The 22,022-nt window shown below is 69.3% G+C and carries 22 protein-coding genes and 2 pseudogenes; 13 read left to right on the forward strand and 11 right to left on the reverse strand.

Annotated features, from left to right (window positions below; all coding sequences use genetic code 11):
• Window positions 1-258 precede the first annotated feature (258 nt).
• Window positions 259-438, reverse strand: a pseudogene (locus ACFPIJ_RS64625) (IS701 family transposase); the annotation flags it as partial.
• Between the two features lie 273 nt (window positions 439-711).
• Between ACFPIJ_RS64625 and ACFPIJ_RS57735 the strand changes: the two are divergent.
• Window positions 712-1,215 (forward strand): hypothetical protein, encoded by a 504-nt coding sequence (locus tag ACFPIJ_RS57735; RefSeq protein ID WP_380128086.1) that lies wholly within the window; start codon window positions 712-714, stop codon window positions 1,213-1,215.
• A 337-nt stretch (window positions 1,216-1,552) separates the two neighbouring features.
• Here ACFPIJ_RS57735 and ACFPIJ_RS57740 read toward each other — a convergent pair whose 3' ends face one another.
• Both ACFPIJ_RS57740 and ACFPIJ_RS57745 read right to left on the reverse strand, forming a co-directional pair.
• Window positions 1,553-2,077 carry a GNAT family N-acetyltransferase gene (locus ACFPIJ_RS57740; RefSeq protein ID WP_380128087.1) on the reverse strand — a complete coding sequence of 175 codons (525 nt, stop codon included), beginning with the start codon at window positions 2,075-2,077 and terminating at the stop codon, window positions 1,553-1,555.
• The gene (locus ACFPIJ_RS57745) at window positions 2,074-2,907 is read right to left on the reverse strand and encodes a GDSL-type esterase/lipase family protein (protein ID WP_380128088.1); all 834 of its coding nucleotides are present in this window, start codon (window positions 2,905-2,907) and stop codon (window positions 2,074-2,076) included. The genes ACFPIJ_RS57740 and ACFPIJ_RS57745 overlap by 4 nt, the downstream gene beginning before the upstream one ends.
• 594 nt (window positions 2,908-3,501) lie before the next feature.
• Here ACFPIJ_RS57745 and ACFPIJ_RS57750 point away from each other — a divergent pair.
• On the forward strand, window positions 3,502-4,800 hold the full coding sequence (locus ACFPIJ_RS57750) for a helix-turn-helix domain-containing protein (protein ID WP_380128089.1): 1,299 nt from the start codon (window positions 3,502-3,504) through the stop codon (window positions 4,798-4,800).
• Between the two features lie 126 nt (window positions 4,801-4,926).
• Here the strand turns inward: ACFPIJ_RS57750 and ACFPIJ_RS57755 are convergent, their stop codons facing one another.
• The 3 genes from ACFPIJ_RS57755 to ACFPIJ_RS57765 form a co-directional block, all read right to left on the reverse strand.
• Window positions 4,927-6,195, reverse strand: a complete 1,269-nt coding sequence (locus ACFPIJ_RS57755; protein ID WP_380128090.1) for an ATP-binding protein — start codon at window positions 6,193-6,195, stop codon at window positions 4,927-4,929.
• 31 nt (window positions 6,196-6,226) lie between these two features.
• Window positions 6,227-6,364 (reverse strand): hypothetical protein, encoded by a 138-nt coding sequence (locus ACFPIJ_RS57760; RefSeq protein WP_380128091.1) that lies wholly within the window; start codon window positions 6,362-6,364, stop codon window positions 6,227-6,229.
• 315 nt (window positions 6,365-6,679) lie between these two features.
• Complete coding sequence (locus ACFPIJ_RS57765) at window positions 6,680-7,333, reverse strand: TetR/AcrR family transcriptional regulator (protein ID WP_380128107.1); 654 nt, start codon at window positions 7,331-7,333, stop codon at window positions 6,680-6,682.
• 364 nt (window positions 7,334-7,697) lie between these two features.
• Here ACFPIJ_RS57765 and ACFPIJ_RS57770 point away from each other — a divergent pair, with 364 nt between their 5' ends.
• The 4 genes from ACFPIJ_RS57770 to ACFPIJ_RS57785 all read left to right on the forward strand — a co-directional run bounded on the left by ACFPIJ_RS57770 (window position 7,698) and on the right by ACFPIJ_RS57785 (window position 9,813).
• Window positions 7,698-8,060, forward strand: a complete 363-nt coding sequence (locus ACFPIJ_RS57770; protein WP_380128092.1) for an MFS transporter — start codon at window positions 7,698-7,700, stop codon at window positions 8,058-8,060.
• A 76-nt stretch (window positions 8,061-8,136) separates the two neighbouring features.
• Complete coding sequence (locus tag ACFPIJ_RS57775; RefSeq protein WP_380128093.1) at window positions 8,137-8,454, forward strand: hypothetical protein; 318 nt, start codon at window positions 8,137-8,139, stop codon at window positions 8,452-8,454.
• On the forward strand, window positions 8,447-9,049 hold the full coding sequence (locus tag ACFPIJ_RS57780) for an NADPH-dependent FMN reductase (protein WP_380128094.1): 603 nt from the start codon (window positions 8,447-8,449) through the stop codon (window positions 9,047-9,049). Before ACFPIJ_RS57775 ends, ACFPIJ_RS57780 begins: the two co-directional genes overlap by 8 nt.
• Before the next feature lie 14 nt (window positions 9,050-9,063).
• Window positions 9,064-9,813, forward strand: a complete 750-nt coding sequence (locus tag ACFPIJ_RS57785; RefSeq protein ID WP_380128095.1) for an SDR family oxidoreductase — start codon at window positions 9,064-9,066, stop codon at window positions 9,811-9,813.
• 162 nt (window positions 9,814-9,975) lie between these two features.
• On the opposite strand, the gene ACFPIJ_RS57790 is transcribed toward ACFPIJ_RS57785, so the two are convergent.
• Genes ACFPIJ_RS57790 through ACFPIJ_RS57800 form a run of 3 tightly spaced genes read right to left on the reverse strand, consistent with a single transcriptional unit; the run spans window position 9,976 to window position 12,939 of the window.
• Window positions 9,976-10,728 carry a GolD/DthD family dehydrogenase gene (locus ACFPIJ_RS57790; RefSeq protein ID WP_380128096.1) on the reverse strand — a complete coding sequence of 251 codons (753 nt, stop codon included), beginning with the start codon at window positions 10,726-10,728 and terminating at the stop codon, window positions 9,976-9,978.
• Window positions 10,725-11,201 carry a ribose-5-phosphate isomerase gene (locus ACFPIJ_RS57795; protein ID WP_380128097.1) on the reverse strand — a complete coding sequence of 159 codons (477 nt, stop codon included), beginning with the start codon at window positions 11,199-11,201 and terminating at the stop codon, window positions 10,725-10,727. Before ACFPIJ_RS57795 ends, ACFPIJ_RS57790 begins: the two co-directional genes overlap by 4 nt.
• Window positions 11,191-12,939: a dihydroxyacetone kinase family protein gene (locus ACFPIJ_RS57800; protein WP_380128098.1), complete on the reverse strand. Its 1,749-nt coding sequence runs from the start codon at window positions 12,937-12,939 to the stop codon at window positions 11,191-11,193. Before ACFPIJ_RS57800 ends, ACFPIJ_RS57795 begins: the two co-directional genes overlap by 11 nt.
• Before the next feature lie 166 nt (window positions 12,940-13,105).
• On the opposite strand from ACFPIJ_RS57800, the gene ACFPIJ_RS57805 reads away from it, so the two are divergent.
• The 5 genes from ACFPIJ_RS57805 to ACFPIJ_RS57825 all read left to right on the forward strand — a co-directional run bounded on the left by ACFPIJ_RS57805 (window position 13,106) and on the right by ACFPIJ_RS57825 (window position 19,220).
• Entirely contained in the window at window positions 13,106-14,620 is a 1,515-nt protein-coding gene (locus ACFPIJ_RS57805) for a sugar ABC transporter ATP-binding protein (RefSeq protein ID WP_380128099.1), read from the forward strand.
• A 40-nt stretch (window positions 14,621-14,660) separates the two neighbouring features.
• Window positions 14,661-15,680, forward strand: coding sequence for an ABC transporter permease (locus ACFPIJ_RS57810; RefSeq protein ID WP_380128100.1), 1,020 nt, complete (start codon window positions 14,661-14,663; stop codon window positions 15,678-15,680).
• Between the two features lie 49 nt (window positions 15,681-15,729).
• Window positions 15,730-16,770 carry a substrate-binding domain-containing protein gene (locus tag ACFPIJ_RS57815; RefSeq protein WP_380128101.1) on the forward strand — a complete coding sequence of 347 codons (1,041 nt, stop codon included), beginning with the start codon at window positions 15,730-15,732 and terminating at the stop codon, window positions 16,768-16,770.
• A gap of 81 nt (window positions 16,771-16,851) precedes the next feature.
• A complete protein-coding gene (locus ACFPIJ_RS57820; RefSeq protein ID WP_380128102.1) occupies window positions 16,852-17,688 on the forward strand; it encodes a DeoR/GlpR family DNA-binding transcription regulator in 837 nt (278 codons plus the stop codon).
• 47 nt (window positions 17,689-17,735) lie between these two features.
• Window positions 17,736-19,220: a xylulokinase gene (locus tag ACFPIJ_RS57825; protein ID WP_380128103.1), complete on the forward strand. Its 1,485-nt coding sequence runs from the start codon at window positions 17,736-17,738 to the stop codon at window positions 19,218-19,220.
• 15 nt (window positions 19,221-19,235) lie between these two features.
• On the opposite strand, the gene ACFPIJ_RS57830 is transcribed toward ACFPIJ_RS57825, so the two are convergent.
• Window positions 19,236-19,616: a MerR family transcriptional regulator gene (locus ACFPIJ_RS57830; RefSeq protein WP_380128104.1), complete on the reverse strand. Its 381-nt coding sequence runs from the start codon at window positions 19,614-19,616 to the stop codon at window positions 19,236-19,238.
• Window positions 19,617-19,699: 83 nt separating this feature from the next.
• On the opposite strand from ACFPIJ_RS57830, the gene ACFPIJ_RS57835 reads away from it, so the two are divergent.
• Window positions 19,700-20,656, forward strand: a complete 957-nt coding sequence (locus ACFPIJ_RS57835) for a quinone oxidoreductase family protein (protein ID WP_380128105.1) — start codon at window positions 19,700-19,702, stop codon at window positions 20,654-20,656.
• A gap of 291 nt (window positions 20,657-20,947) precedes the next feature.
• Here ACFPIJ_RS57835 and ACFPIJ_RS57840 read toward each other — a convergent pair.
• Window positions 20,948-21,469 (reverse strand): annotated as a pseudogene (locus tag ACFPIJ_RS57840) (DJ-1/PfpI family protein); the annotation flags it as partial.
• On the opposite strand from ACFPIJ_RS57840, the gene ACFPIJ_RS57845 reads away from it, so the two are divergent.
• Window positions 21,395-21,802: a cupin domain-containing protein gene (locus ACFPIJ_RS57845; RefSeq protein WP_380128106.1), complete on the forward strand. Its 408-nt coding sequence runs from the start codon at window positions 21,395-21,397 to the stop codon at window positions 21,800-21,802. The pseudogene ACFPIJ_RS57840 and the gene ACFPIJ_RS57845 sit on opposite strands and share 75 nt — an antisense overlap.
• The last annotated feature ends 220 nt before the right edge of the window (window positions 21,803-22,022 follow it).

The following is a 22,022-nucleotide window of genomic DNA, read 5'->3' on the forward strand; positions in this document are numbered from 1 at the left end:
TCATGGCGGCAAGGACCACGGTGAAGCGTTGTCGTTGCTTGGACATAGCTTTTCCTTCACGGCGGATCGGGATTTGGTCGGCCGAACCAAACCGTCATCAGGTGAACGCCGGATGTACAGCAGTTGAACAACATTCAGGGCGGGTCAGCCAGTCTCCTATTGCGCTGCAGGTCAGATGGCCTGTTGCGGTTGCTGTCCCGGGATGCGCTCCGGGACACGACGTCTCCGCAGAAGGATCTTCAAGGCGGCGCGGGAGCAGGCCTCACCCAACAGCCGCTGCATCCGGTGTGGCGACGCGTCCCCGGTCTGCTCGGCCGGCTGCAACACGATCGGGTGTCCACATCGGACAACGGGCAGGAACGCCCGGGCTTGCCGACGCGGCTCCACCCGCCCGAACCGGCCCCCGATCCGGGCGAGCCCCGAGTCGAACTCCACCAACCAACCCTGGGCGTCTACGCTGTCCCCAGTGGCCGCCACGAAATCTGAAGGTGTCTCCACAGATCGCTGATGATCACGTGGTGGCCGTCTCCACGCCCGGAGGCGCGCAATCCCCCGCCACCGCCACCAGCAGCCCCAGCCGGCAGCATCGGCCGGCCGAGTAGCGGATGTACCGGAATCCATGGCGCAGCCTTGTGCGATCCACAAGTACATCGCTGCACTGCGGACGGTCAGCGAGCCTTGTGCCCGCGGGAGCAGAATGGTGCCATGAGGATGGCGGTCGTTGCCACGCCTGTTGGCGCGTTGCTCGCCGCGATTGCCGGGTTCTGGTACGGCTGGCACGGGTCGGATGTCGATCCCTCGCCGCCTGCCGCGGTGTGCCCGATGCTGCGGTCAGAGTTGTTGGACCGGCTGGTACCGCAACACAGGCCGCCGTCGGAGGAACGCTTCCTCAGCACCGGGGTGCGTGGCAGCGCTTGCACAGTGACCGGCCCCGACGTCGACCTGGACCTGGCAGTCATGCGGTTCGGGCGCCACGATGGGCTCGACCCGATCAACGCAGCCCGACAGGGCATGCTGCGCGCCATCAACCGCCGGATCATCCCCGTCGTGCTCGGCGACGAAGCGTGGCACTTCCGAGACGGGCCGCAGAACGTCTATTTGATGGCGCGGCTGGGCACGACGGTGGTTCAGGTGCGGTATGCGGCCCCGCTGACCGAGGACACGCTGGCGTCGTCGGCGACTGTCCTGGCGCAGGAGGTGCTGGCACAGCTATGACCGACCGGGTATCGCCTGCTTCGACCATTGACCCTTCGCGGCCGATCAGAAGCCCAGGCCCAAGGGGGCGCACCTCAGCCGACGCCGGCTGAGGGTCCTCGCTGCGATGATCGTCCTCACCGGCGGTGTATCCGGCTGGTACGCAGGACATCTCGCGGCGCCCTGGCTGGGCCGGCTGGAGATCTCCAGAATCGACCATCACATCACCCGGCCACAACGACCGGCACTGCCGCCCGATCCGTTCCCAACCAACACCCAGCGATAGGCCGGCGGGATTGGCAGGCCGGCGGCCGGGAGACTCTTGCCGGCGCGCCTATGACAGCCGTCACTTGACGGGCTACGGACCCGCAAGATCGAGTGTGAAGACAACGCGATCAAGCCCTGGGCCGTCGTAGTCAGGCTGAATTGGCGGGTTGCCGGCACCGACCGCACCGGGCAGCACCTGGAAGCCCAGCCGCACATGGAAGGCATACGAGACAGTGTTGCCGGGGCTGGTGATGCAGTGGACGTGACGGCGACCGCACGCGCGTGCCTCGTCGAAGAAACCCCGGTACAGGGCGGTCGCCACGCCACGCCCGTGCATGGCGGGCTCGACACCAACGAAGTGGATGTAGGCGACGTTCGGGTCGCTTTGCGAGAAGAAGCCGATCAGGAATGCGGCAAGGTCCCCGTCCGGCCGTTCGGCGAGGTAGCTGGTCGTGGTGAAGTGCTGGAAGAACAGCCGGGGCAACAGGAGTGCTCGCTCCAGCGATCCGGCTTGACCTTTGAAGTCGCCCCACCAACGATCAAGTACTGCGAGAACCCGAGCGTGGTCCTCGGCGTTGGGTCGACGGACGGTCAAACCCTCAGGAATCGTGATCATGTTGAGTACCTCGGGTCGTGCTGTGTCGGATGGTCCAAGCGGGTTGCGTGTGTGTTCAGCTCGGCCGAGTGGGTCAGGTGGGTCCGCGGATCTGGGGCTGAGGTGCTCCGGATGCGGGGCCCGAGGACAGCGTCCGTCCCATGAGGGCCTGACTGCCGGTGTTGAGCGACCGGCAGCGCGGCGGACATGCCGGCCAGCCACGGCAGCACAACCGGCCCTACCAGGGTGGCGAGGCGGGCGTAACCGGCGGTGGACGGATGGTAGGCATCCCCCGCAGCGACCTGCTGACTCCAGACCGGATCCGCCGAAAGCGCCGTGACATCGACGAACGGCACACTGCGGGCGGCGCACGCTTGCGCCATTGCGGCGGCGAGATCGGCTGCCCGTCTGCTTGCCTGCCGGTCCAGCACCGGCGGCGGCCCCACAACGAGCGTGTGCCACCCTGCGGCGTGGGCGTCCTCAAGCATCCCGGCGAGCAGCGCGAGTGATCGGCTCTGCGGGACGCGAACCTGGCCGAGCCACACGTCCACGTCGTTGGTCCCCAACGCAAACACGACCCCGAACGCCTGCCCGTCCTTGAGGCGGGCACGGGCCTCCGGAAGCCAGCGCTGCGCCACATCCAGAGATGTGTCCCGGCGAACCCCCATGTTGTAGACGGTCAGCTGATGGCCTTGCGCACGGGCGGCAGCAGCCACTGGACCTACCCAGCCCGCACCCGACGGGTCGCCCACCCCCACCGTGAACGAGTCGCCGAAGAAGCACACCCGCACATCACACCGCGATCCCGCCGCGTCGGACCCCTCCGACGGAGGCAGTCTCGCCCCACTCATCGGGCTGCCAGGCTGCGCGCGACCAGCGGGAGGGCCCGCCTACCGCCCCGGCGATGAACAGCCGAGACATGCACAGGGACAGAACACAACATGCTCTCAGCATATTCATGCAACGGACAGCATAGCAATTCGATAGACATCTTTTGATGTACGGTGAGTCGTTGCGGGGCGATCACGTTGGCTGGTATGACAACCATGGCGTGTCGGTGTCTTCACGGTCAGCGGGTCGGCCCGGCGGCATCGGTCGCAACGTTGATGCGTTGCGGTAGCGTCGGATGCTGGCGGAGGCCCTGGCGGGCGCTGATCGGCTGGGACGAACGCCGCGGCTGTCGGACGGGCAACTGGCCGAGGCAATGACGTGTCGTCGGGTCGGGTGTTGGGCGCGGCCAGGCACCGATCCGTGAGTTGGTGCAGCCCGTGCGCGCTGGCTGGCGCGGCGATCGCACTGACCCCGAATGCCAGTAGCAGAGCGGCGGTAAACGTGCCGGCGCGTGTGTCGCGAGACGGCGGTTCACCGGGCCGGTCCTTTCCAGGGACGAGACGTCATGGTGAGCACAAGAGACAGGCAACGACGGACGGCAGGGACGGACTTCTATGAATCTGAAGAGCGACACCGGCCGTGGCAAGCGCTCCGGCCCGCTTCGGGACAAGGCCGGGGACACATCAATGCTCCGCGGGACATGCGCGGGTTGCGGCATGAGTGTCAAATCGAGCGGCCGGAGGTCCACAGACGGCGACCTCGATCCGCCCGCCAGGCTCGCCGCCAAGCTGCGGATTTTGAGGAACCGAACCGGCAAGAGCCTGCGTGAACTGGAGCGCCTGACGCATACGAGCGACTCCTCGTTGTCGCGTTACCTCAACGGAAGCACACTTCCGCCGTGGACGGTCGTCGCGGCGCTGTGCCGGGTCGCCGGCACGGACCCGGATCAATTGCGGACGCTGTGGTCGGCTGCGCGCGCCCGACCGGCGGCCTCGACCGGCGCAGGTCACGACCTTGCCCGGCAGCCGGCCTGCGTGCCGCTGTCCGCGTTCGTGCATGAGTTACACGACGATGACACGCCGTTCGACCCGGATGGCCACGCCATCGGCGCAGTCGGCGCCGCACTGTCCTCGTCGTACGATCGGCTGAGTGGACCAGCAGCGCGACTGTTCCGGCTGCTCGGCGGCGTGCACCCAGGGCCGGACGTCACCGCCCGGACGGCCACCGCACTGGCCAGCGCGCCGGCGCTCGAGGTCCGGACGGCGCTGCAGGAGCTGATTCAGTCGAACCTGCTCGTAGAGCACGAGCCTGGGCGTTACCGGATTCACAGCCAGCTGCGGACCTTCGCCCGAGATCGCTTCGCGCGACAGGACCAGCACCTCGACCGGCGGCTTGCCTTCGACCGGCTGTTCGAGCACACGTTGCAGTTGGCACATGCGGCCGCGCGAGCCCTGGATCGGGCGCGCGTCCCTGTCCGGTCGCCCGGGATGCCGGTCGACACGGAGCCGATCGGCGATGCGTCGACGGCGATGGCCTGGGTTACACGGGAACACGATGCCCTGCTCGCGGTCGTCAACCTGGCAGCGGACCGGGGCGACCACCGAACCCCGCTGCTCGCCTGGGCGCTCACTCCGTACCTGCGCCCGCGCGGTCGCTTCGATGAGTGGCGCGACATCCAGCGCAGAGCCCTCGACGTCGCACTGCAGGGCAACGACCTGCCCGGTCAGGCGCTCGCCAACCTCGAGCTGGGCCAGGCGTTCCTGCACCTCGGCGACGCCACCGCGGCGCGCGTCCATTTCGAGTGGGTCGTGTCCTGGGCGGGCGCCAACCCCGACCTGACGGGCGCCGCCCGTGCCGGGCTGGCCGAGGTGTCACGCCCGCAGGGTTGGACCCGTCCCGGGACACACCTGTGACACGCCTGACAACACGGCCTTGACCTGCGACGAAACGAATCCCGGACGCTTCGCCGTGCTTTCGTCAATGCGATGTTGACCATCGACGTCCGGCCCTCCGCTGGAGCCGACCTTCGCGCCGAGGGCCTACGCGTCCGGGCGCTGCAGTTTCAGCAGTGCCGATCGAAGGTGCCGGGCATGTCCCAGCAGGTCGACGTCGATCGCGAGCTGCAAGGCCGTTCGCAGGCTCGCTTCTTCCAGGCGGTACCAGTCCAGTGTGGCCTGTTCGTCTGGCAGCACGACGATCACACTGTCCGGATCGGCGCGCGGTAGGTCGGTGCTCGCCACCCCGGCCGCCACGACCGCGGAACGCACGTAGTGGTCGAGCAGGCGACGGACCGCAGCCGGCCGTTCGAGCGGATCGACAAGCTCCGCCGCATAACTGCGCAGCAATTCGTGCAGGACGTATCGGCCGGGCAGATGCTCCACCAGCAGACTCGCGTGGGCCAACTCGCTCAGCAGCGGCCGAACCCGGTCAACCGGCACGCCGGCGAGGCTCGCCGCAGCGTGACCGGCAACGTCCGGGCCTGGATGCAGCGCCAACAGCCGGAACAGATGCGCGGCGGCCGGCGGCAGCGCACGGTAGGACGACGAGAACAGTGCCCGCGGTCCGGTCGCCTCCCCGCCGGAGTCGAACCCGTCCAGTCCGCCGCCAGCGGCACGCAACTGCGCAACGATGGACGCGAGCTGAAACGTGGGCCGGGTCGCCGCACGCGCAGCCACCACGCACAGCGCAAACGGCAGTCCCGCGCACCGCCGCGCGATCTCGCGGGCCGCATCGGGCTCCGCTCGCACCCGCGCGGCGCCAATTCGCATCGTCAGCAACTCGACCGCGTCGGCCTCCTCCAGTGCGTGCAGCGGCAGCAGGTCTGCGCCCGTCGCCGCGAACAGGTCGGCAAGATCGTTCCGGCTGGTCACCACGACCGCGCAGCCCGGCGCGCCGGGCAACAGCGGGCGGACCTGTTCGACGTCGATGGCGTTGTCCACCACCAGGAGCATCCGCCGTCTCGCGACCACGCTGCGGAACGATGCGGCCATCTCCCCCAGCGTCGCCGTCACGCTGTGCGCAGGCACCTGCAGCGCATCGAGGAAGCCGCGCAGAGCCTCCAGGGGCGACATGGGGGCGCCGGTGGCGCAGAAGCCACGTAGGTCAACGTGGAGCTGGCCGTCGGGGAAGCGGTCACGGCGCGACTGCGCCCAATGGACGGCGAGGGCGGTCTTACCGACCCCGGCCATACCGGTGACCGCAACGATCGGCATGGCGGACGAGGCCGCCAGAGCATCCAGACGACGCAGCTCGCCGTCCCGCCCGGCCAGCGCAGCGACGCCGACGGGCAACTGAGCCGGCCGGGCCAACCGGGCAACATCGACGTCCGACGTAGCTCCATCAACCACGCATCCCGCCAGCGAACTGCGTCACGTCGACGTGTTCGGTGAACAGGTCGACGGCCGCGGTCCAGTCTTTGCCATCGACGGTGTCGAAGACGGCGTCCGTGGCTTGGATCAGCGCGTCCCGGTCGTTCATGAAGTGCTCCTCGTGCCGATCACACGGCGACCGTACAGCCGGTGACAGCCCCACTCCATTTCATGATTTTCATCGAACATTAGAATCACTGAATGGCTCTGGCAGTGCACCGAGCGGCGCGCCGAACACTCGCCGCTCTCGCACGCAAGCGCACGTCCATTGCAGCGCCGCGGCGGCGTGCGCCACCGCCGACACGGCGATGGACACTCGCAGGCACAGGCGCTGACCGCGCTGGCCGGGGTTGCTGAACCGTCCAAGGCGCGGTCATGCACTGCGGAAGCGCTCGCTGTCGGGGGCCGTACGGTGCGCCTGACGTCACGTTCTCACTGCGTCGTCGTGTTGGGCAGGGCGGCGATGCCGTTGAGTATGTGGTTGAGCCCGTATTGGAAGCGTGCGTCGGGCGACATGTGGGACAGTCGCCCTTCGTGGATGGAGCGGTTGAACATCAGGTACTGGCCGGACTCGACGACGTGTTTGACGTACGGTCCGACGTACTCGGCCATCCATTGCTTGCGGTCGGTGCCGGTGCGCCCAGGCGTAGTCGAGCCAGCCGATCTCGTCGCGGACCGCGCTGGCGACGTAGTCGCCGACCATGCCGCACAGGCTGGTCATCTCGTCGACGTGCAGGCCGAAGCCGTCGAGGGCGCGCAGCGAGAAGTCGTAGACCCGCAATGAGTTGGGGCCGAGGGTGGGACGCCGGGCGAGCGTGACCTGCCAGGGGTGGCGCAGGCCGACCGCACGGGTCTGGTGGGCCACCAGGGAGAGGTCGGCCCGCCAGTCCCCGGTGGGCCGTTCGGGCAGCTCGACCTCGCCGACCACCGCGTCGAGCATGAGGTCGATCAGGTCGTCCCGCTTGGGCACGTATCGGTACAGCGACATCGCGCCGGTGCCCATCTCTTGCGCAATGCGGCGCATCGTGGCGGCATCCAAGCCTTCGTGGTCGGCGATCTCGACGGCCGCCCGCGTGATCTGGGCCCGGCTGTAGCCGGGCCGCCGGCCCGGAGCGCTCCCCGATCTCCGGCTGGAGCCAGATGCTGACCTGCTTCGCGGCGACGGACATCACAGCCCTCTTTCTTGCGTACATCGTACCCGAAAAGCTAGCTTCCATTTCAGGTACAACGTACGCGATTGGAGGAGAGCGTGAGTCGATCTCTCTATGTGGGCGTCGCCGGGGTGATCCTCGGCATGATCACGGCCCCGCTCGACGGGATGATGCTGGGACCGGCGTTGCCGGTACGCTTGGACGTCCGCGCCGATCGCCGCGCTCGCCCTGACCGGCACCGCCGCGCTGGCGGCCTTCGTCGCCGTCGAGCGACGCGCGGCCGAGCCACTGGTGCCGCTGCGCCTGTATGGCGACCGCGACTTCACCGTCGCCCAGATCCTGCGCCTGCTGGCCGGCGCCAGCATGATGGTGTCCGCCACCTTCCTGCCCCAGTACATACAGCTCGTCCACGGTGCGTCGGCGACCGCGAGCGGCATGCTGATCCTGCCGGCGATGCTCGGCATGGTCGTGGTGCTGATCGGTAGCGGCCAGCTCATCAGCCGCACCGGCCGCTACCGCGTCTATCCGATCGCTGGCGGCGCACTGCTGACGGCGGGCATGCTGACCCTGCTCGCGCTGGGGCCGGGTGTCGGTGTGGCGGTCGCGTCGACGCTCACGCTGCTCGGCGGCGCGGGCGTAGGCCTGCTGATGTAGAGCACCACGATCGTCACCATCAACAGCGCCCCGCGACGTCGGCGCGGCCAGCGGCTCGGTCACGCTCTGGCACACCATGGGCGCTTCACTGGGCGCCGCCGGCCTCGGAGCCCTCTACACCAACCGCTTGCAGGCCACCCTCGGCGACCGCCTCGGCGCCGCCGAGGCCGGCCGACTCCTCTCCGGCGGCGAACTGACCGCCGGCGCCGTGCGAAAGCTCCCGGCCGCCACGCAGGACGCGGTGCACGCCGCGGTCACCAGCGGCGTGCACGCCACCGCCATGGCCGCCGCGGCCCTCGGCGCCGTCGCGTTCGCGCTCGCCTGGCTCATCCGTGGGAGGCCCCTGCGGGAAAGTCCCGCCCCCACCCAGGTACTGGAGGAAACCCATGTCTAACGACCGACTTCGGCTGGCCGTCATCCTCGGCAGCGTCCGCGATGGACGGTTCGGTCCCGCGGTCGCCAACTGGTTCGTCGCCGAGGCCGAGCGCCGCGACGACATCCTGGTCGACCTCGTGGACCTGGCCGAGGTGCCGATCGGCTCGGCCGCGCCGACGATGACACCACCCCAGCCGGTGCTGGCAGTGCTGCACGAACTGACCCCACGCCTGGACGCCGCCGACGCCTTCGTCGTGGTGACGCCCGAGTACAACCGCAGCTACCCGGCCGGGTTGAAGAACGTCATCGACTGGCACAACGCCCAGTTCCACGCCAAACCCGTGGCGTTCGTCTCCTACGGCGGGATCTCCGGCGGCCTGCGAGCCGTGGAGCACCTGCGTGCCGTCTTCACCGAACTGCACGCCGTCACCACCCGGGACACGGTCAGCTTCCACAACGCCTGGGAACAGTTCGACGGCGACGGCAAGCCCAAGGACCCGCAGCGGCCCGCCGCCGCGGCCAAGACCCTCCTGGACCAGGTGACCTGGTGGGCCCGAGCGCTCAGAGACGCCAGGAACGCCACCCCCTACCAGGCCCTGAGCACGACCCGATGAAAGGCCATCCAGTCATGACGACACTCGCCGGCAAGACGGCACTGGTCACCGGCGGCAGCCGAGGCATCGGCCGGGCCATCGCCAAGCGCCTCGCCCGTGACGGCGCCCGCGTCGCCGTGCACTACGGCAACAACGAGACGGCCGCGAAGGAAACCGCCACCGCGATAGAGGCGGCCGGTGGTCAGGCCTTCACCGTCCACACCCGACTCGGCGCGCCCGGAGACGCCGCAACACTATGGGCCGCCTTCGACACGCACGCCGACGGCCTGGACATCCTCGTCAACAACGCGGGAATCCTCGGCGACCAAGCCGAGATCCAGGACGTCACCGAAAGCAACTTCGACCGGCTGGTCGCGGTCAACACACGGACGCCGTTCTTCACCACCCAGCACGGGCTGCGACGCCTGCGAGACGGAGGCCGGATCATCAACATCGGCACGATGCTGACCCACGGCTCCGCCATGCCCAGCGCGATCGCCTACGCCATGTCCAAAGCCGCGCTCGACGTGCTCACCGCCACGCTCGCCAAACAACTCGGCCCGCGCCGCATCACCGTCAACACCGTCGCGCCCGGCGTCATCGACACCGACATGCACCAGGGCCGTCTCGTCGGCGACGCATTGACCTGGGTGTCATCCCTGTCCCCAATGGGCCGGATCGGCACCCCCGAGGACGTCGCCGACGCGGTGGCCTTCCTCGCCTCCGACGACAGCCGCTGGGTGACCGGCCAATGGATCGACGCCTCGGGCGGCACGCTGCTGTAGCAAGCCGGGCCACAGGAAACTGGCGTGGTGGTCCGCCGTCCGGCGGACCACCACGTAAGGCCGACAGCATCGGACGGCGACCGCGGCGACGGAAACCGACGAAGATGCGCAGCCGTGCCCGGGGGCGGCGCCCCCGCGCGGTGAACCCGTCCCGGGTCGGGGTCAGCGGATGGTGTACCCGCCGTCGATGAGCAGGTCAGCTCCGTTGATCATGTCAGCCGCGTCCGAGGCGAGGAACACTGCGGCAGCCGCGATTTCCTGCGGGTGCGCGAATCTGCCCGTCGGGATCATGGTCTTCAGTTCTTCGCCCTTGGGGTTGTCCCATGCCTTGCGTCCCAACTCGGTGAGCACCACCGTCGGGCTGATGGCGTTGGCGGTGACCCCCCGGCCGGCCCATTCGGAGGCGAGCACCTTGGTCAGGCCGATCAGCCCGAACTTCGATGCGCAGTACGCCGCGTGTTCCGGCAATGCGACGCTGGCGGCCTGCGATGCCATGTTGATCACCTTGCCGTGCCCCTGGGCCAGCATGATGCGCCCGACCGCCCGGGAGAGCAGGAACGCGCCGGTGAGGTTCACGGCCAGCGTCGTGTTCCAGGCCGCGAGGCTGAGCTCCTCGGCGGGGGCGAGCCGCACGATGCCGGCGCTGTTCACCAGGACGTCGATGTGACCGTACCGCTCATGCACCCGGGTGATCGCCATTTCGGCCGACGTCTCGTCGGTGACGTCGCACGCGAAGCCTGCGCTGGTGGTGCCGAGCGCCGCGATGCGTTCCTCATCCGGTGCCAGGACGAGGTCGAGTACCGCGACGTCGGCACCCTTGGCCGCGTACGCCTCGGCGATGGCCGCGCCGATGCCGGACGAGCCACCGGTGACGACGGCCACCTTGCCTTTCAGCCCGAAATCCAAGTCGATCATCGCGCGCTCTCTTGCTGTTCGTAGCTGCTGATCGCGGCAACCTTCGCCGACGAGGCCGACGTCGGGTCGAAGTGGTAGCCCAGCCATTCCCGGGCGAGTCGGCGGGCGAGCTCGACGCCGACCACCCGTTCCCCGAAGCAGAGGACCTGGGCATCGTTGCTCAGCACGGACCGTTCGACGGAGTAGCTGTCGTGTGCGGTGACCGCCCGGATCCCCGGAAACTTGTTGGCGCTGATCGCGACGCCGAGGCCGGTGCCGCAGACGAGCAGCGCCCGGTCGACCCGGCCGGCGGCGATGAGCTGGGCGGCGGCGGCCGCGATGTGCGGGTAGGCGGTGTGTTCGTCGCGGTCGACGCCGAGGTCGACCACCTCCGCCACCCGGTCGTCAGCCTCGAAGTCCCTACGCAGCGCTTCCTTCAGCCGGATGCCGGCATCATCACTGCCGACCGCGATCCGCAACCTCTTAGCAGCCATGGGATCCTCCCTCTTGGTCGGCGAGCACGTCGCCGACGACTCGCAGGCACAAGGCCATCGACACCGCTCCGGCGTCGGGTGTGCCGAGGCTCTTCTCGGCCAGCGGCCGGGCCCGGCCGACCTGGGGCTTGAGGTGGGCGGTGGCGGCCGCGGCCGCGGCGGCGGCCTGCGCGGCGTCGGCCCACGCGATGGTGAGCGGCGTATCAGGCGGGTTCGAAACGAGCGCGCCCAGTTGGTCGGTGAACGGCAGCAGCGCGTCCAGCATGGTCTTGTCGCCGGGCTTCGCGCCGCCGAGCGCGACGAGGGCGTCGTACCCGGCCCGCACACCCTCCGCGATGGCTGCGGCGTCCGGCGGTCCGGCGTCGCCGAGCCGGCGGCCGAAGGCGGCGAGCGCCGCGCCCCACAGCACGCCGGAGGTGCCGCCGGCCTTCGCCGCCCAGGCTTCACCAGCGGCCGTCAGCACACTGCCCGCGCCGCTGCCGCCGTCCTGTGCCGCCCGGGCCGCCGCGACGGCCGCGCTGGTGCCCTTGACCATGCCGCGGCCGTGGTCGCCGTCGCCCGCGACGGCGTCGATCCGGCCCAGTTCCTCCTCGGCATCCGCAACCGCGGACGCCATCGCGGTCAGGGCCGCGACCACCGTCCTGGCGGTGGCGCGGGAGCCGTCGTCGGCGGCCGCGCTCGCCCGCGCGGCCCCGACGGCCTCCGTCGTGGCGCGCCTGCGTCGCCCGGTCGCGGCCACGGTGACGGCGGAGCCTTTGCGGTACGCGGGTGTGTCGGCCGGCGCGCGCCACAGCGTCTCGAGCTCGTCGTCGAGGTACACCACGGTCAGCGAGCAGCCGGCCATGTCGAGGCTGGTCACCAGCTCGCCGATTTCCGGATCGACGATGGTGTACCCGTTGTCGCGCAACAACCGGGCGGCGGTGCGCCAGACGACGAAGAGTTCCTCGTACTTGGTGGCACCCAGCCCGTTGAGGATGACGCCGATCCGGGTGGCGCCGTGGGGCGCCTCGGCCAGCACGCCGGTGACGAGGGTGTGTGCGAGCTCGGCCGCGGTGGGCAGCTCGGCCTCGTCGATGCCTGGTTCGCCGTGGATGCCCAGGCCCACACCCATCTGGCCGTCGGGCACGTCGAACAGTGGCCGCCTCGCGCCGGGTAACGTGCAGCCGGCGAACGCGACGCCGAGCGTGCGGGTGCGGTCGTTCGCGTGGCGGGCGACGCGCTCGACGCCGTCGAGGTCGTAGCCGGCCTGCGCGGCCGCACCGGCCACCTTGAACACCACGAAGTCGCCGGCGATGCCACGGCGTCGCTCGATCTCGGTGGCCGGGGAGCTGGCGATGTCGTCGGTCACGAAGACGACGCGAGTGTCGACGCCCTCCTGCTGCAGCCGCTGCTGGGCCAGCGTGAAGTTCATGACGTCACCGGCGTAGTTGCCGGTGCTGAACAACAGACCAGCGGTGCCGGCCGCGGCCTTGCCGACCTCGTACGCCTCCTGAGCGGACGGCGACGTGAAGATGTTGCCGACGACCGCACCGTCGGCGAAGCCGGCCCCGACCACGCCGCAGAAGGCCGGATAGTGCCCGGCGCCCCCGCCGACCACCACGGCGACTTTGCCGGGCGGGGTTTCCGTCGCGCGCACCACGCCGCCCGGGACCCCAGCCACGCGGTCGGAGTGGGCGTCGAGAAAGCCCGCGAGCATGTCGTCGCTGAAGCTGCCGGGATCGTCGAACAACCTCGTCATGGTCACGCCTTCGAAGTGGATTGCGAGGAGAGCATGCGACTTAACGTCGCACCCAACATCGCAGCCGTTATAGACAACGTCAAGGTGTTGACTTCTAACATACAGTTAACATACGCTCCCGCTCACGCTCGACCGACCGAGCCGGACCTGCGAAAAAGGGGCCGCCATGACGCCCGCGCTTCATCTGAGCCACGTCGCCAAGGGATTCGGCGGAGTGTCCGTCCTGCGCGACATCTCCTTCGATCTGCACAACGGTGAACTCACGGTCCTCGCCGGCGAGAACGGCGCGGGCAAGTCGACGCTCATGAAGATCATCACTGGCCAGCTACGCGCGGACTCCGGCGACGTGCACGTCGCCGGGCAGCCGCTCACGCTGGTCGACCCCAAACAGGCACGCGCCGCCGGCGTGGGCCTCGTGCCGCAGGAGTTGGCCCCATACCCCGATCTGACCGTGTACGAGAACCTCTTCGTCGGGCGGGAGCTGCGCACCCGCGTCGGCGTCCTGGACCGGCGCGCGATGATCAAGCGGGCCGCGGCGATGCTCGACACGTACGGCGTCGACATCGACCCGCGCGCCCGCATCGGCGACCTGTCCGTCGCGTTGATCCAGCTCGTCGAGATCGCCAAGGCGACGACCTGGGGCGCGCGGGTACTGCTGCTGGACGAACCGACCTCCGCCATCCCGGACCGCGAAGTGGCTCGCCTCTACAACGTCGTCCGGACGCTCAAGCAACAGGGCGTCGCGATGCTGTACACCACCCACCGGATGGCTGAGATCCAGGAGCTGGCGGACCACGTCATCGTCCTGCGCGACGGCCGGCTGGTGCTCGACGCGTCGCTTGCGGACACCACCGAACACGGCATCGTGCGCGCAATGATCGGCCGCGAGCTGGAGAACCTCTTCCCGGACGTCGCACCCCCGCAGCCCGAGGTCGGGCTCCGCGTCACCGGGCTCCGGCTGGACCAGCACGGCCCATCCGTGGATCTCAAGGTTCGCAAGGGCGAGATCCTCGGCCTGGGCGGTCTGGTCGGCGCCGGTCGAACGGAGCTCGTCGAGGCCATCTTCGGCATTCGCCCATCGGTCGCCGGGACGATCGAGGTCGACGGCCGCCCGCTCCGGCGCGGCCAGGTCGCGGAATCCATCCGGCGTGGAGTCGCACTCGTACCCGAGGATCGCAAGGGTGCGGGGCTCGTGCTGACCCAATCGGTGCTCGACAACGGCAGCCTGCCGCACCTCGGCTCGTTCTCCGCCGGCGGCTGGATCCGCGGGCGCAAACGCACCGCGGCGGTCGCCGCCGCCACCAGATCCGTTCAGCTCAGGTCCACGGGACTCGGCCAGCTGGTCGGCAACCTCTCCGGGGGCAACCAGCAGAAGATCGTGCTGGCCCGCTGGCTGACCCAGAACTGCTCGGTGCTGCTGCTCGACGAACCGACTCGCGGCGTCGACGTCGGCGCCCGCAGTGAGATCTACGCGATCGTGCGCAGGCTCGCCGCCGACGGCCTCGCGGTGATCCTGGTCAGCTCCGACATGCCCGAGCTCATCGGGCTGAGCCACCGCGTGCACGTCCTGCGGGCGGGCGGTGTCGCCGGCGAACTGTCCCGCGCCGAACTCAACGCGGACGACGCCCAGGAACGCATTTTCCGGTACGCGAGCGGCCAGGAAGCCGCAGCGACCGTCTGACCGAACGTCCCGTCCGCATTTCACCCCATCGGGAGCTCTTATGCGCACTGCCACCGTGCCCACCGCCCAGGGGCTGCCGCCGGCCGACGCCGTACCGGAGAAGAAACGCTTCGACCGGACCTCGCTGGCGAACCTCGCCGTCCGCAACTCGATGGTCATCGTGCTACTGCTGGTCATGGCGTACTTCAGCTACCGGAGCATCCGCTTCGCCACACTCGACAACGCAAGGACGATCCTGGTGTCGGCCGCGCCATTCGCGCTTGTCGCGTTGGGGCAGACCTTCGTCATCCTCACCGGCGGCATCGACCTGTCGATCGGCAGCGTGATCGCGGTCAGCGCAATGACCGCCGCGTCCGTCGTCGTCCACAACCCGGACTCGCTCTGGCTGGCCCTGATCGCCGGCGTGGGTGTCGGTCTGGCGCTCGGGCTCGTCAACGGCCTGGTCGTGAGCCGGCTCAACGTCGCGCCGTTCGTCGCGACACTGGGCACACTGACCGCGGGCTCCGGCATCGCGTATGTGATCGGGCACGGCGCACCGATCAACGGGCTGCCGCAGAGCTACGGGAAGATCGCCAACACCACGGTATTCGGCATCCAGATTCCGGTACTCATCATGGTCCTGGGATTCGTCGTCGCCTTCCTGATCCTCAAACGGACGTCGTTCGGTCTGCGGATCTACGCGGTCGGCGGCAATCGCACGGCTGCCGAACTGGCCGGCGTCCGGACCCGGCGGATCCTCACCACCGTCTACGTGATCAGCGGCGGCCTGTCCGGCCTGTCCGGGGTGGTCCTGTCGTCGCGGGTCATCTCCGGGCCGCCGAACCTCGGCGCCGGCTACGAGCTGGACGCGATCGCCGCCGTGGTGATCGGCGGCGCGAGCCTGCTGGGCGGCCGTGGATCGGTCTGGGGCACGCTCCTCGGCCTGCTACTCATCCAGACCCTGAACAACGGGCTGGACATCCTCATCATCCCCGCCTACTGGCAGTCCGTGATCAGCGGCGTGCTCATCGTGGCCGCCGTCGCAGTCGACGTCTGGGCCACCAGACGACGCAGCAGTTGACCCCCTCCCAACACACACCCCACACAGTTCCCGACCGAAAGGGCGCACCATGTCCTTGCACCTCCTCCGGCGGATCAGCCTCGCCGCGATTCCGCTCACCCTGGTCGCCGCCACCGCCGCCTGCGGCGCCGGAGATCCCTCGGCGCAGGGTGGTCCGCAGCAGCTGCGAATCGGCGTCACCGTCTACGACATGTCCTCCTTCATCACCCAGGGCCAGGAGGGCATGAACGCCTTCGCCAAGGCCAACAACATCCAGCTGCTCTGGAACTCGGCCGGTGGCGACGTCTCCACCCAGGCCAACCAGGTCGACCAGCTGATCAACCAGAAGGTCGACGCGATCATCATCGTCCCGGTCCAGGCGGACTCGCTCGGCCCGCAGATGACCGCGGCCAAGAACGCCAAGATCCCGGTGATCGCGGTCAACACCGCACTCTCCGACACGGGCGCGCTCACCTCGTCGGTGCTGCCCGACGACGTGGCCGCGGGCGCGCAGGAGATGGAGGCGATGGCCAAGAAGCTCAACGGCAAGGGCAACATCGTCGTGCTGCAGGGCCCGCTCGGCTCCTCCCCCGAGCTCAACCGGACCAAGGGCATCATGCAAACCCTGGCCAAGTACCCGGACATCAAGATCCTGGCGAAGGACACGTCCAACTGGAAGCGCGACGAAGCAGTGAACAAGACCAAGAACTGGCTGTCGAGCTTCGGCGACCAGCTGAACGGAATCGTCTCCGAGAACGACGACATGGGCCTGGGCGCGGTCCAGGCACTGGCCGAGGCGAAGAAGTCGCTGCCGGTAGTGGGCATCGACGGCATCCAGGACGGATTGGACGCGGTGAAGAGCGGGACCTTCATCGGATCTTCGCTGCAGCACGGCCGCGTCGAACTGGCGGCCGGACTGGCGGTCGCGCAGAAAGCCGCCAAGGGCGAGGCGGTCGAGAAGACGTACACCTACACCATGCCGGCCATCACGCCGGAGAACGTGGACGGGTACTACAAGAACGTCGTCAGCGAGAAGGACGCGTTCCTCCAGCGCCTGCCCGAGCTGATCGCGAGGAACCTCGTCTCAGGAGACATCGCGAACGAGAAGTAACGTTAGAATCACTCGTCGATCGCACGGCCTCCACGTGAGGACAGCCCGAACCTAACACCCGCGAACAAGAAGGTGACCCGCATGGGGGAATCGACCGACACCGGTCGAGCGAGGCGCAACGGCACCGACGAGACGCGGGTGGGCCGGGATGACCGGCAGGCTGCCATCACCGAGATGGTGATGGCAGCCGGCTCGGTCCGGATCGAGGAGCTCGCCGACTCGTTCGGCGTGAGCCTGATGACGGTGCACCGCGATCTCGACGCCCTCGCCGCCCAGGGTCTACTGCGCAAGACCCGAGGCGTGGCGACGGCGGTGGCCAGCACCCTGTCGGAGTCACCGACCGAGTACCGCAACCGGCTGAACGTGAACGACAAGGCCGCGTTGGCCGCCGTGGCGCTGACCATGATCGAGCCCGGCCAGTCGGTCATCCTCGACGACTCGACGACCGGCCTGCACCTGGCCCAACATCTCTCCGAGCGGCAGCCACTCACCGTGATCACCAACTTCCAGCCGGCGATGGACATCGTGGCCGCCCAGCCTGACCTGGCCCTGCTCGCCCTCGGCGGCCAGTACTACCCCTGGTGCCGGGCCTACATGGGGTCGGTGACGCTCAGCGCCCTGCACAACATCCGAGCCGACATGTTCTTCATGTCCACCTCCGCCGTCACCGACGGTATCTGCTTCCACCAGCATCACGACACGGTCCTGGTGAAGCGGGCCATGTTCGAATCCGCGCGGACCCGGATCGCCTACGTGGACCACACCAAGTTCGAACGTCGGGCCCTACACGCGCTCGGGCCGCTGCACGAGTTCGACGCGGTCATCGTGGACGCACACACCTCCGAGGACCACATCCGGTCCCTGCAGCGTGACGGCGCGGAGGTCATCATCGCCCCTGATATCCCCGCCGACGCCTGACCCAGGTGCTCTCCGGCCCTGGCGCTGCGAAATGAGAGCATGAGGGTGTGACAACTCCGGCCATCGTGGCCCTCGACTGCTCGACGAGCGCGTGCAAGGCGGTCGTGTTCGACCTGGCCGGCGAGACGGTGTGCGAGTCGCGGTGCCATCTGACCACGAGCTCACCCCGCCCCGGCTGGTACGAGCAGAACGCGACCGACTGGTGGGAGGCCGCCGCCGACGCGCTGACGTCGGTTGCGAAGCTGTTGCCCCGTAACGTGCAGCTGGTCGCTCTGGGCATCACGCACCAGCGCGAGACGTTCGTCTGCGTCGACAGGCGATGGCGGCCGATCCGCCCGGCGATCCTCTGGCTCGACGACCGGGCCGAGGAACAGGTCGCCCGGCTCGGCGGGACTGACCTGCACGCGGCGACCGGCAAGCCGCCGTCGACCGTGCCGTCCTTCTACAAACTGGCCTGGCTCGCCGAGCACGAGCCCGAGACGCTGCGAGGCACCCATCAGGTGCTCGATGTGCACGCGGCCCTGGCGCACTACCTGACCGGCGCCGCGGTGACGCCGTGGGCCAGCGCCGACTCGACGGGCCTGCTCGACCTGAGTACCCGGACCTGGTCGTTGCCGCTGCTCGCTGCGTGCGGGCTGACCCTTGAGCAGATGCCACGGTTATGCGCGCCGGGCGACACCGTCGGCGGCCTGCGGCCCGATGTCGCGCGCAGGACCGGGCTGCCGGTCGGGCTGCCGATCGTGGCCGGCGCGGGCGACGGCCAGTGCGCCGGACTGGGCGTGGGCGCCCTCGAACCCGGCACCGCGTACCTGAATCTGGGGACCAGCTTCTCGCTCGGCGCGTTCGTGCCCGGCCATCCGATCCTCCCCGGGCTGCGGACGGTCGTGACCGGTGTCCCGGACACCTCGGCCGTGGAGACGTTACTGCCCTGCGGCGGGATGACGCTGACTTGGCTGTGGAGCAACGTACTGGCGTCCGACGACCCCGCGGTCTCAAGCGCGGCGGTCGAGGTGCCTGCCGGTGCGAACGGGTTGCTCTTCCTGCCGTACCTCGAAGGTCGCGAGACCCCGGGCCACGAGCCGGACGTGCGGGCGGCGTTCCTCGGGATGAGCGTCCGGCACGGGCAGCCCGAGATGGTCCGTGCGGTGATCGAGGGGCTCGCCTACGACCAGCGGGACTGTCTCGAACACCTGAATCGGCAGTTGGGTAGGGACATCGAACGCATCGTCGTGACGGGCGGCCACGCCCACTCCGCGCTCGTCAGCCAGATCTTCGCCAACGTCCTCGGTGTCCCGGTGGCCGTAGCGCCCGAGCGCGAGAGCACCGCGCTCGGCGCCGCCATCATCGCCGCGGCGGGCCGATCAGGGTCCGTACGCGAGGCGGCACGGACGATGACCCGGCCGGCCGTGGCCCTCCCCGTCGACATCGACGCCGCGAAATACTACGACGCCGCGCACCAACTGCGCACCAAGGTCCTAGCCCATTTCGCCGCGGGTACCGCCGCGCTCACCGCCATGCGCCGGATGTCCTGACAACTCCTCGCGACCTCACCTGGGTGCACCGTCGCGGGACGTGTTGTCGCTGCCGCTTGGCGTCAGCGCGTCGGCCAGCACGGCGCGGATGTGTGCCAGCTCGCCGATCTGCCGGTCGAGTTCGCTGACGCCCCGTTGTACCGCCGCCGTCGTCACCGCGCACCGCAACAGGGTCGGCCGGTCGTCGATCAGACAGGACAGCAGCGGCCGCAGCTCGGCCAGGCTCAGCCCCGCGGCCAGCAGAGCCCGTATCCGCCGCACCCGTTCGACGTCGTCGGCGCTGTATTCGCGGTAACCGTTCGGGCGTCGGCGCGGGCTCAGCAGTCCGGCGGTCTCGTAGTGCCGCAGCGACCGAACGCTGGCGCCCGTGCTTTCAGCCAGGTCGCCGATCTGCATCGAATTCTCCATTTGACTGTGCCATCAGTGTCAGGGTTTACCGTAGCCGTCGCGTTGCCAGGCAACATGAGCAGGGAGACGAGATGCGTGTCGGTCAACTGACGGAGTTCGGGCAAACCCCGGTTGTAGCGCAGATGGAGGACCCCGTGCCGGCGCCCGGTGAGGCGCTGGTGGAGGTACACATGGGTGCGCTGAATCCGTTCGACTTGCGAATTGCCAGCGGCGAGTTCTATATCCGGCCGTCGCTTCCCTACGTTGTGGGAAACGAAGGCGTCGGTGTTGTGCTGCGATCGCAGCGGTGGCCGGCCGGCACCCGGGTGCGGTTCGGCTCGTCGGCGAGGCCGGGCGGCTTTGCCGAGCGGGTGGTCGTGCCCGACGAACAGTTGACCGCAGTGCCCGACAAAGTCCCGGACGCGGTGGCCGCCGGCATCGGTGTGGCCGGACTCGCTGCATGGGGCGGATTCACGGCCGGTCGGCTCGGCGCCGGCGACCGGGTTGCCGTCCTGGGTGCCACCGGGGTCGTCGGCCGGATCGCCGTGCAGGTAGCCAGAATCCTGGGCGCCTCACGAGTGGTGGCGCTGGGCCGTGACCCGGGTGCGCTGGAGACGCTCGCGGAGTTGGGCGCGGACGCGAGCGTGGCGATTGACGGCCAGGATCCGGCGACACTCGCAGACTCGATTGTGCACGCCGCCGGCGGGCCGGTGAATGTCGTGCTGGACCTGGTGGGAGGCTATCCGGCGCAGGCGGCTGTGATGGCCGCGGCGCCTGGCGCGCGGCTGGTCCACATCGGCGATGCAGCCGGCGGAATGCTCGTCTTCCCGTCTGCCACGCTGCGGTCACGGTCCATCGAGGTGCGGGGATACACCAATCTGGCGCTACCACCTGCCGAGGCGAATTCGATGCTGACGTTGCTGCTCGGCCACGCCGAATCGGGTCTGCTTCGGCTGGAGCACGACACCGTCCCGCTTGACGAACTCCCCGTGGCCTGGCACCGGCAGGGCGGATCGCCACACCGCAAGCTGGTGATCGCCCTGCGATAGCCGACCCAGCCGCAAAGCCCCCGCCAGGGTGCGGGCCGAGACCCCGAGGTGCGCGGCCAGGTCGCCCACTGACAACGGTGTCCCGAGCCTGTCATCGGCCCACTCGAGCGCGCTGTCGAGCGCATTCCCGGCCGGCTGCGGTGGCGCCTGCCGCGCCTGGGCGCCCTCGCGGTGCGGCGGCATCACCATGTGCCGCGCGAGGAGGGCGGCGTACGCTGCGCCGTGGTCCTTTGCGACCAGGTGCAGGCACAGGTCGATCCCCGCACCGACACCGGCGCTGGTGGCGAGGTCGCCGTGGTCCACGTAGAGCCTGTCCGGCTCCACGCGCACCCGGGGAAACTCCTGTCGAAGCTGCTCGGCGCGGCCTCGGTGGGTGGTGGCGGAACGGCCGTCCAACAGCCCCGTGCGGGCCAGCGCGAACACTCCGGAGCAGATCGTGACCAGCCGCGCCCCGCGCGCGTGGGCCTGACGCAGTGCGCGGCGTACACGATCGGGCAGTGGCGCCTCTACCGGCAGCCAGCCCGGGATGATGACGGTATCGGCGGACTCGAGCGCGGACAGGCCCCACGGGACGAAGATGGCGTATCCGGCCGAGGTCGGCACCTGGCCCGGCGTCTCCGTGCACACCTCGAACTCGTAGTGCTGCGGGATCCCGGGCCGCGCGTGCCGAAGACCTCGACGGCGCAGCCGAGCTCGAACGTCGACTGCACCGGCCGCACAAGGGCCACCACGCGATGCATGGCAGAGAAGTACCCCACGGTGTCGTCGCAGGCGCTGTCCCGGCGCACCCGCGTACGGCACCGTGGGGCGCATGCACCCCGAGATCCTGCCCAGGAGGGCTACACGTCCGCGTCCGTCGACGACGCCCCGGTCCGCGAGCTCTTCCACGGGATCCGGCTCCGTACCCTGTGGCAGGACCCGTCCGGCGCGTCCGCCCACGTACTGGAGATGGACCCAGGTACCTCTTGGCCGCATCGCGACGTCCACGAGCCCGGGCCCGAGGAGGTCTATGTGGTCGCCGGAACGTTCAACGACGGGGCACGCGACTACCCGGCCGGCACGTTTCTGCACGCCCCGGCCGGGTCGTGGCACGTACCCGCGACCACAACCGGCTGCACGCTGTTCCTCCTCTACCCCACCGGCTGAGGCTTCCACCCCGAACGTAAGGCGAATGTGTTCGCGGCTTTGGCCCGGTGATTCCTCGGATCGCGGTGAGGGCTAAGGAAGGCCGGCGTCGAGGATGCCGACCACCGCGCCGAAAGGATCGCGCCCAGAATGAGAGCCACCGATTACTCCAGGTCTGCGAGGTGTTCAGGCGGCGTGGGTACGCACGGCATCGTCGCCGCGTGTGGCAAGGACGTTGAGC

The organism is Dactylosporangium cerinum (genome assembly GCF_042653625.1).
In the GTDB taxonomy this organism is placed as follows: Bacteria; Actinomycetota; Actinomycetes; order Mycobacteriales; family Micromonosporaceae; genus Dactylosporangium; species Dactylosporangium cerinum.

Coding starts and splice junctions, on each gene's coding strand:
- ACFPIJ_RS57835 (WP_380128105.1), top strand. CDS start 19,700: ATGCGTGTCGGTCAACTGACGGAGTTCGGGCAAACCCCGGTTGTAGCG.
- ACFPIJ_RS57750 (WP_380128089.1), top strand. CDS start 3,502: ATGAATCTGAAGAGCGACACCGGCCGTGGCAAGCGCTCCGGCCCGCTT.
- ACFPIJ_RS57735 (WP_380128086.1), top strand. CDS start 712: ATGGCGGTCGTTGCCACGCCTGTTGGCGCGTTGCTCGCCGCGATTGCC.
- ACFPIJ_RS57795 (WP_380128097.1), bottom strand. CDS start 11,201: ATGGCTGCTAAGAGGTTGCGGATCGCGGTCGGCAGTGATGATGCCGGC.
- ACFPIJ_RS57740 (WP_380128087.1), bottom strand. CDS start 2,077: ATGATCACGATTCCTGAGGGTTTGACCGTCCGTCGACCCAACGCCGAG.
- ACFPIJ_RS57815 (WP_380128101.1), top strand. CDS start 15,730: ATGTCCTTGCACCTCCTCCGGCGGATCAGCCTCGCCGCGATTCCGCTC.
- ACFPIJ_RS57810 (WP_380128100.1), top strand. CDS start 14,661: ATGCGCACTGCCACCGTGCCCACCGCCCAGGGGCTGCCGCCGGCCGAC.
- ACFPIJ_RS57845 (WP_380128106.1), top strand. CDS start 21,395: ATGGCAGAGAAGTACCCCACGGTGTCGTCGCAGGCGCTGTCCCGGCGC.
- ACFPIJ_RS57830 (WP_380128104.1), bottom strand. CDS start 19,616: ATGCAGATCGGCGACCTGGCTGAAAGCACGGGCGCCAGCGTTCGGTCG.
- ACFPIJ_RS57820 (WP_380128102.1), top strand. CDS start 16,852: ATGGGGGAATCGACCGACACCGGTCGAGCGAGGCGCAACGGCACCGAC.
- ACFPIJ_RS57790 (WP_380128096.1), bottom strand. CDS start 10,728: ATGATCGACTTGGATTTCGGGCTGAAAGGCAAGGTGGCCGTCGTCACC.
- ACFPIJ_RS57800 (WP_380128098.1), bottom strand. CDS start 12,939: ATGACGAGGTTGTTCGACGATCCCGGCAGCTTCAGCGACGACATGCTC.
- ACFPIJ_RS57805 (WP_380128099.1), top strand. CDS start 13,106: ATGACGCCCGCGCTTCATCTGAGCCACGTCGCCAAGGGATTCGGCGGA.
- ACFPIJ_RS57745 (WP_380128088.1), bottom strand. CDS start 2,907: ATGAGTGGGGCGAGACTGCCTCCGTCGGAGGGGTCCGACGCGGCGGGA.
- ACFPIJ_RS57775 (WP_380128093.1), top strand. CDS start 8,137: ATGGGCGCTTCACTGGGCGCCGCCGGCCTCGGAGCCCTCTACACCAAC.
- ACFPIJ_RS57785 (WP_380128095.1), top strand. CDS start 9,064: ATGACGACACTCGCCGGCAAGACGGCACTGGTCACCGGCGGCAGCCGA.
- ACFPIJ_RS57760 (WP_380128091.1), bottom strand. CDS start 6,364: ATGAACGACCGGGACGCGCTGATCCAAGCCACGGACGCCGTCTTCGAC.
- ACFPIJ_RS57780 (WP_380128094.1), top strand. CDS start 8,447: ATGTCTAACGACCGACTTCGGCTGGCCGTCATCCTCGGCAGCGTCCGC.